Annotated in this window: 5 protein-coding genes; all 5 read right to left on the reverse strand. The window is 69.0% G+C overall.

The window, feature by feature from the left end:
• Positions 1-53: 53 nt before the first annotated feature.
• The 5 genes from rpmA to ACFWJX_RS32205 all read right to left on the reverse strand — a co-directional run bounded on the left by rpmA (position 54) and on the right by ACFWJX_RS32205 (position 11,722).
• On the reverse strand, positions 54-308 hold the full coding sequence (gene rpmA / locus ACFWJX_RS32185) for a 50S ribosomal protein L27 (RefSeq protein ID WP_040253648.1): 255 nt from the start codon (positions 306-308) through the stop codon (positions 54-56).
• Positions 309-322: 14 nt separating this feature from the next.
• Positions 323-643, reverse strand: a complete 321-nt coding sequence (gene rplU / locus ACFWJX_RS32190) for a 50S ribosomal protein L21 (protein ID WP_007381993.1) — start codon at positions 641-643, stop codon at positions 323-325.
• 208 nt (positions 644-851) lie between these two features.
• Positions 852-1,076, reverse strand: coding sequence for a hypothetical protein (locus ACFWJX_RS32195; RefSeq protein ID WP_383249852.1), 225 nt, complete (start codon positions 1,074-1,076; stop codon positions 852-854).
• Position 1,077: 1 nt separating this feature from the next.
• Complete coding sequence (locus ACFWJX_RS32200) at positions 1,078-7,944, reverse strand: polymorphic toxin-type HINT domain-containing protein (protein ID WP_383249853.1); 6,867 nt, start codon at positions 7,942-7,944, stop codon at positions 1,078-1,080.
• A gap of 136 nt (positions 7,945-8,080) precedes the next feature.
• Positions 8,081-11,722 (reverse strand): LamG domain-containing protein, encoded by a 3,642-nt coding sequence (locus tag ACFWJX_RS32205; RefSeq protein ID WP_383249854.1) that lies wholly within the window; start codon positions 11,720-11,722, stop codon positions 8,081-8,083.
• Positions 11,723-11,757 lie beyond the last annotated feature (35 nt).

Genomic DNA, 11,757 nt, shown 5'->3' on the forward strand with positions numbered 1-11,757 from the left:
TCCCGAAAGGGAAGTGAGGTCCGCCTCGCGAAGCGTTCCCGGTAAGCCTGAGATCAGGCGACCGGAACGATGTTCACGACCTTGCGGCCGCGGAACGTACCGAACTCCACCGCACCGGGCTGGAGCGCGAACAGCGTGTCGTCGCCGCCGCGGCCGACGCCGGAGCCGGGGTGGAAGTGGGTGCCGCGCTGGCGGACCAGGATCTCACCCGCGTTGACGACCTGACCGCCGAAGCGCTTCACGCCGAGCCGCTGGGCATTGGAGTCGCGACCGTTCCGGGTGGACGATGCGCCCTTCTTGTGTGCCATGTCTCCTCAGTCCCTTACTTCGCAGCCGCGGGGATCTCAGTGACCTTGATCGCCGTGTACTGCTGGCGGTGGCCCTGACGACGGCGGTAACCGGTCTTGTTCTTGTAGCGAAGGATGTCGATCTTGACGCCCTTGTGGTGGTCCACGACCTCGGCCTGGACCTTGATGCCGGCCAGCACCCACGGGTCGCTGGTCACAGCGTCGCCGTCGACCACGAGCAGGGTCGAGAGCTCGACCGTGTCGCCAACCTTGGCGGTGGAAATCTTGTCAACCTCAACGATGTCGCCGACAGCAACCTTGTGCTGGCGACCACCGCTGCGCACGATGGCGTACACGCGGGTCTCTCTTTCGCTCGGAGAACGGCACCCCCGCAGGCCAGCCACCCGGGCAGGAAACACGGGCGACCTCTCCCGGCCACCGGAGACCGGCGTCCGGAAGGAAGAGGTTTACGGGGATGTGGCGCGCCACTCGACACGCCGACGGTCAAGGTTACGGGGCCCGGCTTGAGGGGTCAAACCGGGCCCCGTCCTCAGGGGCTCGACGTCAGTCGAGCCACTCGATCCGCCACTGGGACGACTCGGCGAACTCTTCGAGTGCCGCCCTGTCCTCCACCCAGTAATCGCCGCCGTCCGTCGGTGCGGACAGGTCGTTCACGAGGTAGATGTAGAAGCCGCCCGTGACGTCGGAATCGTCATGGAGTTTCACGAAGTAACCCTCGTAGAACCCCGAAAGGATGCGTCCGTACCTCTCCAGTTCGATGTGCGTCACTCTATGGCCCTGCTAGGGGTACGTGGTTGTTGGCCAATGGTTTGCCCGCCTCGTCGAAGATCTCGAAGTGCACGTGTGGCACGTCCGGCCAGTGGCCTCCCGCGAGCGAATCGGGGTCGATCCGGAATCCCCGGCGACCGTCCGCGCTGCGGAAGATGCCCCTGCCCTTGGCCACGTCGCGCATGCCCTCGCCGAGGAAGGCGCGACCGGTCTCCATCGCGTCCTCCATGGTGATCGTGTGCTTGCTGATGAGGCTGGCCTTGCGCTTGTGGTGCACGATGCCGACGTTGCCGTCCGCCGTCGCCTGGGTCTCCTCGATTATGTCGTCCCGGACGTCACCACAGTTGTGCACCAGCAGCGGGGTCGCCCCCGCGTGCACGTAGTACGTGTGGAGGTCGGCAACCGTCAGGTCGTGCGTGCGCTGGCGCTGGTCGAAGGCGCGGATGGCCGCCAGCTCGACCGGGGTGCCGGCGGCAGTGTGCAGGCGCATGCCCGGCTTCAGATCGCCGGCCTCGATCCACGCCTGCTCGGAGTCCGACCAGAACGGGTGGGTCGTGGTGGAGACCAGGGTCTCGGACGTGCCCCGCTCGCCCTTGATCGTCAGGTCGACGAAGTGCTTGTCGTCCTCGGTGACGATCGTGCCGACGACCTCACGGACCGTCGTGCCGCCCGTCTTCGGGTCGGTGACGGTGATCTTGTCGCCGAGCCGCACCTTCTCGATCGGCTTGGTCTTGCCGCCCGCGAGCAGCACCTTCGTGCCGGGCAGGAAGCTGTGCTTGCCCTTGGCCGGGCAGGAGCCGCCCTCCTCGTTCTTCTTCCGTTTCTTGAGGGCCTCGGCCGCCTTCTTCCTGGCGTCCTTGAGCTTGTCCCCGGCCTTGGCCAGCCCTGCCTGGGCCTTGCCAACCGCCTTGTTGGCCTTCCACAGGTCCTTGGCCCCGCCGATCAGGTCCCCGACCAGGCCGGTGACCCGCTTGGCGAGTTTGATGCCCTTGGCCCAGTTCCACGGGGCGCCGTACTTGGCGAGGATCTTGCCCGCGAGGCCGCCCGCGAAGCTGCCGGCGATGTTGAGAAGGGTCTCGCCGCAGGCGCCGACGTCACCGGTGGAGATGCAGTCCAGGGCCGCGTCGACACCGAGGATGTCGCGCGCGATCTTGACCAGGGCCTTGCCCGCGGACTTGATGCGCTGCTTGGCCGCGGACTGCTGGCCCTGGGCCTGCGTAACGTTCCAGGACGCCTTGTCCTTTTCCGACTCCGCCTTCTCCACGTCGCTCTTCGGGAAGTACGGCTGGCCGCCGCGGCACTCGATCAGGCCTTCCCGGCACTCCGGGATGATCATGCCGCTGGGGTCGGCGTGCGTGACCGGGGAGTTGTTGGCGTACGCGTAGCCGTTGATCTGCTGCGGCTGGGTGTAGTCGATGATCGGGTCGACCGAGATGAATTTGCCGATCGCCGAGTCGTACTCCCGTGCGCCCAGGTGCGTCAGGCCGGTCGAGGCGTCGATCGTGCCTCCGACGTAGCCCTTCTCACCGGGCCAGACCCCGGTCTTCTGGCCGCGGTCGACGCCGAACGGGTCGAAGCGGCGCTGGCTGATCGCGCCGGTCGCGGCGTCGATCGCCACCTCACCCGTGCCGTGGTGGTCGGAGGCGACGAAGGACAGCTTGCCCGCCGTACGGACGGCAACGGCCTGGCCGCCGTACTCGTAGTAGCGGGTGGCCTCCTTCTTGGTGCCGTCGGCCGACAGGTTCAGCTCGGTGCCCGGCAGGTAGACCGTCGTGCCCGACGGGGCCTTGCGCACCAGGCGGTTACCGGAGCCGTCGTAGATGTAGCTGGTCTTCGAGCCGTTCGCCTCGGTGGCCTCGCCGAGCTTGCCCTGGTCGTTCCAGAGCAAGGACTGCGTGTTGCCGCCGAGGACCCGCTTGGTGGTGTTGCCCGCGTCGTCGTACTCGTACGTCGACTGGCGTTCGCCGGTCGGCGTGTTTTCGACGATCTTGGTGACCTGGTGGGGGCCGTCGCCCAGCGTGCCCGCGGTGCCGTACTCGTAGCTGCGGGTGATGTTCTTCGCGGCGTCGAGCCCGGTGTCGTGAACGGTGTCCGTGAGGCGGTTGCCGATGGCGTCGGTCTCGTAGGACTTCCAGTACGGAGCCGGGCCGCCGAGGGAACCGGTGCCGGCGGCTGAGTCACAGGCCGTCGGGCCGGAGCCCTCCACCGGGATGGCGGAGCCGCGGGTGCCGGTGCCGGCCGCGCTCGTCGCGGTGGCCGACGGGGTCCAGGCGTCCTTCAGCCGCTGACGGGTGTCGTAGGCGAAGCACTGGACGTCCGGGGCGCTGGAGTTCGCGGTGTCCGCGATGGACAGGACGTTGCCGGCCTGGTCGTAGGAGTACCGGGAGTCCTTGGCCGGGGCGGTCGCGCCGTAGACGTCGACGATCGAACGGGTGAGCCGGTCGGTGCCCTTCTCGTAGTCGTAGGTCTGCCAGACCTTCTTTCCACTGCCGGTGTTCAGCTCCAGCTGCTGGACGAGACTCTTGCCGGAGTAGACGGTGTTGGTGACGTACGAGGTGGTGCCCGTCATCGTCATCGGACGCTGAAGGCTGTCGTACGTGTAGGTCAGCACCTCGGCCGGCAGGTCGCCGATGGCCGGCATGCCCGAAGTCTGGAGCGTTCCGTCCCTGTTGTAGGTGGCCGAGTAGACGTAGGTGCCGGCCAGGGTGCCCTGGGAGGCGGGGACCTGGTAGGCGGTCTTCAGCGGGCGGTAGAACTCGTCCATCGACTGGATGGCCGTGGCGAAGTACTCGGTCGGCGAGGTGTAGCTGAGGAAGCCGTAGGCCTGGCCCAGCCAGCCTGCCTTGTCGTACCTCGTCTCGGTGAGCTTGGTGCCGGTGCCGGCGTCGCCCTGCCAGGTAGTCAGGACGCGGCCCAGGTTGTCGTAGACCGTGGACGTCTTCTTGTTGCGGCCGTCGTACGTGGCGATCGGCCGGTCCAGCTCGTCATACTCCGTGCGCTCAGTGCCCGCGTCCGGGTCGATCGACGTCTTCTTGCGGCCCAGCTGGTCGTACTCGTACCGCCACACGTTGCCCTTGGCGTCCGTGACGGACTCCAGGCTGCCCGAAGCGGTGTACGTGTACTTGGTGGAGTCGTACGGCACACCCGCGGCCGGTGAGGCGCCACGGTGGTGACGGATCTCGGAGACGTTGCCCTGGCCGTCGGTGACCGTGGTGGTGGGCACGCCGCCGGCCGGCGGGTCGACGCTGGTCAGCTCGCCGTTGTAGGTGGTCGTGGTCCGCCACTGCTCGCCCCCGCCGACGGCGAGGATCTGTGCGGTCGGCCGGCCCAAACCGTCGTACTCCATCAGGCTCTGCTGGCCGACCTCACCGTTGGCGACGATCAGCAGCTCGTCCGAGGCGGCGCCGGCCGCGTTGTAGGTGGCGTTCGTCTTCCGGACGTTGCCCGTGCCGTCGTACCAGGTGTCGGCCACCATGCGGGTGCCGTCCAGTCCCTCGGTCTGGATCTGGCGGGGCCTGAGGAAGGCGTCGTAGAGCTGGTACTCGGCGCCGTAGGAACCGTCGTTCTCGATCTTTTCGGTCTTGATCGAGGTGACCTTGTCCTTGCGGACGTTGTAGGAGTACTTGATGCTCGGCGTCTGCGCCGTCGTGCGGTCCGCCAGCCACACCGAGGTCAGCCGACCGAGCGCGTCGTAGGAGAGGTCCGTCCGCTTGCCGTTCGGGTCCGTCTGGCCCGTGGACATGCCCCAGGCGGGGACGTAGTCGGTGGTGGTGACGTGTCCGGCGGCGTTGGTGAAGGTGGCCTTCGTCAGCAGACCGTTGGTCTCGGTGTAGGCGGTCTTCGTCTCCTCCGTCGTCCCCTGCTGTTTGGCGTTCTTCTGGGACAGCGGGCGGCCGAAGGCGTCGTAGGTGGTGGTGCCGGTGACCTGGTACGTGGCCGTGGTGCCGTTGTGCGACGTCATCCGCTCGGTCTTGGTGGCGTCACCCTTCGTGGGCGCCGCGCCGAACGCTCCGCCGTCGTAGGAGGTGCGCTCGTCGGCCAGGACCTGCGTCTTGCGGTCGGGCGTGGTCGCGCACTTCACGGACACCGACTCGCTCCGCGCGGGCAGTGCGAGCAGGTTCTTCGCCGTGTTGTCCGCGTACGTGGTGCGGGTGCAGGTGTCGTCCTTCGTGGTGGAGACGTCACCCTGGTCGTCGACCGTCAGCACCCGGCCGGTGCCGTTCGACGTGTCGTACGTGGTGGTGGACTTCGTCTCCACCCAGGTGCCGTCGGCCTTCAGGTTGAAGCCGCGGCCGGTCTGGGAGCGCACGATCACCGCGCGGGTGGTGCCCCAGCTCTGGGCCTGGGTGGCGGTGTAGTGCTTCCACGGGGTCTGGATGGACTTGGAGATCAGCTTGGCGCCATCGTAGGTGGCGACCTCGAGCTGGTGACCCGTGAACTCCTCGTCGTCGGAGTACGACGCCCCGGTGGAGTCCTTCACCGTCACCGAACGCGCGTTGCCCGCCGCGTCCTTGTCACCGTTCATTCCCTGCATGAACGTGTAGTCGACGCGGGTCTTCTGCACGTCGGCGGTGCCGCTGGTGACCTTGACCTTGCCGTAGCCCTGCCAGCCGCCCCAAGTGAGGTACTTGGCGTCGGTGATGCCGTCCGGCTTCGCCTTACGCCAGGCCGCGTCGCCCTGGTAGTCGTAGCGGGTGACCATGCCGTCGCTGCCGCCGGTGCGGTCGGTCTCGATGACCGCCGACACGACGTACTTGTGGAACCAGTCCGTGATCGGGTCGACATAGCCCGGCGGAGCCCACTTCACCGGGTAGCAGCGCTTGGTCGACTCGCCCGGTGTGGGCAGTGTGGCCTTGGTGCAGTCGGTCGGCGCGTAGTTCACGTCGAGCTGGGCACCGGTCTCGCTGAGGACCATCGAGAGGCGGAAGCGGTGGAACGGCGCGATGTTGTCGCCGATCGCGTCGACGCGGTTGGCGAGCTGCTCGCCGAAGAGATCGACGGAGGGCAGCTTGATCGCCGTACCGGCGCGGCCCTCGTGCTCGATCTTCGACAGCCACAGCGTCTTGGAGTCGTCACCGTTGTCGGTGAACAGGTGCGTCAGCGTCCAGGCGTCCACGTCCTGGTAGGTCGTGGCGTCCTTGCGCATCTGCGTGACGACCGAGGTCAGCCGCTTGGTGGTGAAGAACGTCTGGACCGGCGAGGTGCACTTCGTGCTGGCCTTGCACTCCTGGTCGACCGGGACGTCCGGCCAGTTGGCCGCGTTCGCCTTGGTGCGCTTGCTCTCCGCGCAGTCGAAGTCGGCGGTGGGCAGGCAGCGTTCCGCGGTGTTCAGGACGATCCGGGCCGGGGCCTTCGCCGCGTAGACCTGGCCGTCGCGCTGGCCGTAGTCGATGCGCTTGAGGTAGCCGCCGCGGTGGTACGCGGTGCCGTTGACGTCCGTCTTGCCGTTCAGCGCGTAGTAGTTGGTCTCGCGGTCGTAGAAGTAGGACATCACGTTGCCGTGACTGTCCTTGACGTAGTCCAGGCTCCAGCGCCAGGCCTGCTGGCAGTGGGCACTGGTGAACGTGGCGTTGTAGCAGGGCTCACCGGAGTCGTCGCCGAAGACCGGGGCGGTCCAGGTGGAGTTGGTCTCCTCGTTGCCCGTGGCCCAGCCCGGAAGGCGGTTCTGACCGAAGTAGTACTCGGTGCCGTCCGAGGTGGTGATGCGCCAGTACTCACCGTCGTTGTCGCCGTTGGTGGCGCCGGTCAGCTTCTCGACCTTGCTGCCGTCGTCGGACGACATGTGCCACTTGCCGGTGGTGTCGTCCTTGACCAGCTCGCCGGCGGAGCCGTTGAGCATGACCGTGGCGTTCTCGAACGCCCAGCACTGCTCACCGGAGTTGTCGTGGCCGTCGTCGGCACACGGCTTGTAACGGCGCTCGATGTAGCCGGGGTCGTAGGAGAAGCCCTCGCCGATCCAGGAGCCCTGGTTGTTCGTCGCCGAGGTGCGGCCGTCCGCCGACTGGGAGGAGTAGCCGAGGCCGACGGTCGGGGTCAGGCCGCCCGGGGTCGGCACCGAACGGAAGGGATAGTTCCAGTTGAAGGCACCGGAGGAGGTGGCGACGCTCCAGCTCGACGAGGGGGCCAGGGCCGTGGCCTTGTAGGTGCCCTGGGCGCTGGACGGGCCCGCCGCGACGGCCACGAGGGAGGTCGCGGTCCCCGCCATCGTGGACACGCCCTCGGCCGGGGCCGCAGCCGCGGTCACGTCGGCGGAGACCGTGCCCGTCTTCAGGTCGTTGACCGTCGGCAGCACCTTGGGCTGCTCCGGGCACTCCTTGCTGCCCGGTACGGCGACCGTGGCGCAGGAAGGAAGCTGGACGAGCTGGAGACGCGAGGCGTAGGAGCCGCCGAAGCCCTCGGCGAACTCGGAGTAGTCCACGGTCAGGCGGACCTTGGCCGCCTTGTCCGCGCCGTCGGCACGCTCCACGCCCAGCAGGACGCCGGCGCCGAGCTGGGCGGCCCGCTTGGGGTCGAGGACGTCGACGCGGACCTTGTCGGCCGCCGTCGCCGCCTTGGCCTTCGCCTTGGCGACCTTGACCGGCAGGCCACCGGCCTCGGTCGCGCCGGACGCGCCGACGGCTATCTCGGCGCCGCCCTGCTTCGGCCACACCGCCTTGTCGAGGCCCTTGACCGCGGCCTTGCGCGCCGGGTCGGAGGGGCGGGTCTTGGACTTGGCATCGCGCCCCTTGGCGGGATCACCGTCGTCCTGGACGCCGGGGCGGCTGGTGCGGCCCCGGTCGCCGTCGTCGAGCGCCACTGCCTGGACCGACGACGCGGACAGCGCGAGCGAAAGCCCGATCACTGTGGCGACGACCGTCTGTCTGGGCATGCGGCGGCTCAGTGAGCGGCCACGGAAGAACATGCGAACAACTCCCTGGTCTGAGGAGAAAGTCGTGAACGGGGTGAGGACAGGACAGGTGTGCCGGGCCTTGGGGGGCCCGGCACACCTGGTTACTGGTAATGCGTCACATGTCGGTCACGGCCGTCAGCGCGGCCATCTGCTGCACCGCGATCGGGTCGGCCGCGCCGCTGTACACCCGGACCTCGTCGATGGCGCCGGCGAAGTACTCGCTCGCCCCGCGCAGCGAACGGCCCACCTGCAGACCGCCGGTGGCGGACCACAGGGTGCTGTCCGTGCCGTAGGCGCCGGCGACGAGCTGGCCCTCGACGTACAGGCGGATCGAGTTGGCGAAGGCGTCGTAGACGACCGCCAGGTGCTGGCCGGAGCCGCCGGTGTCGGGCAGTTCCTGGTCGTCGGTGAAGGTGACGACCGAGGGGGCGGTCACGTCGGTCTTCGCCACAGCCAGCTCCCACTGGCCGGTGGCCGCCTGGTAGCGGACCTGGACCCGGTTGGCGTTGGTGCCCGGCAGGGACAGCACCGTCTGCGACTTCTCCGGGTCCAGCGAGGTGAGCTGGGCGCGGGCGGTCACGGTGAAGCTGCTGTTGCCGGTGACCGGGGCGGTGGCGGTGGACGCGTAGTCACCGTCGCCGTCCAGGACGAGGTTGCCGTCGCCGACCAGGGCGGCGGTGTCGAACAGGGGGTCGGCCGGGCGGTAGATGGAGGCGTTGCCCGCGAGGGTCAGCGCCTGGCCGCCGCCGGTCTCGGTCACCGAGCCGTTGGTGGCCTGGTCCAGCTGCCAGTAGCCCTTGCGCTCCGGCTTGATGGTCATCAGTTCGGCGACCTGGGCCGCCGGCAGGAGACGGTCGAAGACGCGGATCTCGGCGAGGTCACCGACGAAGTTGTCGCGGTAGCCGCTCTTGGCCGTCGAGCGGCCGATCTGCAGCGGACCGTACGACTTCCAGACGGAGCGCCGGGTGGCCGAACCCTTCAGGTCCTTGTTGATGTAGAGCTGGAGCTGCGGGCCGCCGGTCTTCTGCGCGTCGTACACGCCGGTCAGCAGGACCCACTGGTCCTTGACCACGGAGATTCCGGTGGAGACGGCCTTCCACTCGCCGAGCGAGTCCACGTCGTTGACCGGGACGGAGAACTTCCAGGTCTTCGCGGTGGCGTCGTAGCCGAGGGTGAAGCCGGGTTCGCCGGTGCCGTCCTGGCTGACGACCGTCATGTCCTTGTCCAGGGCGGTGGGCCGCACCCAGGCGCTGACGCTGAAGCTCTTGGCGGTGTCCAGCACGGTCTCGCTGGCGTCGAGGTAGGACTCGGCGCTGCCGTCGAAGCGGGCCGCCTTGTCGACCTTGCCGCCGGGGCCGTCCGCACCGAAGGTGACGGCGGTACCGGCGGTCGCCGAGAACTCGCCGCTCTCGTCGTGGGCCTCGGTGTCACCGGCCTGGTCGGCCAGGTTCCACTGGGCGACGACCGGCCTGCCCTCGCTCACCAGGAAGTCGTACGGCGTGCTGCTGGCGTGCGCCGCCTTGTCGATGGCGACCACTTCCAGCACCTGGCGCCCGGAACGGGTCGGCAGCCACTGGACGGAGACCGAACCGCCCGGCGAGGCCGGGGTGAGGGTGGTCATCGCCGCGCCGTTGAAGGAGTACTGGTACTTGACGACGTCGTTGTCCGGGATGGCGTCGTTCGGGTTCGGCGAGAAGGTGAAGGTGCCGTAGGTGCCGACGCCGTCGTGGTAGACGGTGTCGGAGGGGTACTGCTTGGACAGCACGAGCGGCTTGCCGGGCCAGGTCTTGTCGTAGGTGAACTCGCAGCGCTGCGGGGTGTCGCCCTCCGAGCTCCACGGGCCGTAGCCGTCACCGTCGTAGGCCCGCGCGCTCCAGTAGATGGGGGTGTTCTGCGGGATCGACGACTTCACGGTGTGCACGAACTTGGTGCCGGTCGTCGGGGAGAGCCAGTCCGGGGTGGTGTACGTGTACGAGCCGGGCGTGGTTCCGCCCCACTCCACCTTGAACTGGACCTTCACCTTGTCGGTCTGGCCGTTGCCGTGGTCCGGGTCGCTCGCGATGGCCTGGAGCTTCGGCGGCACGTCGGTGGTGGCACGGCCCGTGCCCCACTTGCACACCCCGCCCGGGTCCGTGGACATGTCCGAGATCTTGATCTGCCGGGGCAGGTTGTTGTACTTGATCGACAGGTACGCGTTGCCGCAGATCCGCTTCCACTCCGCGAAGCGGGACTCGTCGGCCGCGCGCAGGCCCAGCGTCATCGCGTTCCAGCCGCCCGCGGCGGCCGTCTTGATCTCGCTGGTCAGCTCGCCGGTCGCACCGCTCTCGAAGTGCAGGTTGGCCTGGCTGGAGCAGGAGGTCGGGGAGATCGCCTTGTCGACGGTCTGGAGATAGTCGTCCCAGTCGTCCGAGGTGTTGGACCAGCTGCTGGACGAGGTGAGGCTGTAGTTCGCGCCGCCGATCCGGTAGAGCTGGATGGGCTCGGCGGTCGGGGAGGCGCTGTAGATGTGCTCGACGCGCGCGGAGAAGGTCGCGCCGAGGATCTGCTTCCCCTTGTAGAAGGACACCGGCATCGTGAACATCACGCGCCGGGTGCCGACCCCGTTGCAGGAGACCGGGTTGTAGTCGGTCGGACACTTGCCGACGCCCGCGCTGCCCGAGTACTTCCAGTCCTGCTCGCCGGGCATGCCGGACATGACGCCGGTCCAGGCGGTGCGCGAGGTGGTGCGCTGGATCGGGTCGATGACGACGGGGAAGACGGTGTCCTCGCCCTTGAGGAGCTTCTGGTCCGGGACGAGGCTCAGCTTGTCCTTGCCGACCTCGACGCCCAGCGGGGCCACGCGGCCACCGCCGCCGGGACCGTCGAGGGCGGGCTCGGGGGCCGCCTCCGGTCCGGGGGTGGCGGCGCTCGTGTCGGCCGCGCCCGCCGTCGCCGACTTCAGCGCCTTCGCGACCGCCTTCGGCCCCTGCTTGCGCGCGGCGCTCTCCTCGACCGCGGCCGAGTCCCACATGGTGGGCTTGCCGGCCTGGAAGACGGTGCCGCCGACGACGGCGTCCTCCGCGAGGATCGCGCCGGTGGCGTCCTCGGCGACCTTCAGGCCGTCGGTGGTCATGCCGAGGTCGAGCCGGGCCAGCCGGGGGTCGGCCGCGGCCTCGGGCGTCTTGACGACGATCAGGTGGCCGAAGCCGTCCGCCTCCGCCCGTACGGTCAGGTCGACGCCGGGCAGGACCTCGGCGTAGGTGGCGGTGTCGCCGTCGACGCTGGGCGCGGGCAGCTTGCCGTACGGCCAGGTCAGGGCGATTTCGCGGCCCGCGCGCCGCATCGTGACGAAGGGCTTGCCCGCCTGTCCGGCGGAGAAGGCCAGGTCGACGGTGGCGGCCTTCGGCCCCCAGGTGCCGTCGGCGCGCTTGACGAGCGCCGGGTCGACGGAGACCCACTTGCCGCCCTGGACGGTGCGGACGGGCTCGGTGTACTCGCGGGCCGTGAAGGTGCCGTCGGGCTCGGCGAAGATCTCCCTGCGCTCGGTGCGCAGTCCGACGACCTCGGCCCGCTTGCCGCTGTCCTTCGCGGAGGCCATGGCCTGCTGCTCGGTGACCAGCGGCTGGTCGGCCGCGACCGGGGCGGGGCCCTGGTCCGGTCCCCCGGCACCGTTCGGGAGCGCCGCGGCGCCGGCCACCACGGCGCCGGTGACGGCTGCCGCGAGGGCGGCGCGCAGCGCGAGGCCGCGCCGTATCGGTGTGGGTCTGTCTGCGGACACGCGTCCACTCTCCCGTCGGTTCATGTCTGTCTCAC

This window comes from Streptomyces sp. NPDC058335, assembly GCF_042723915.1.
GTDB lineage: Bacteria > Actinomycetota > Actinomycetes > Streptomycetales > Streptomycetaceae > Streptomyces.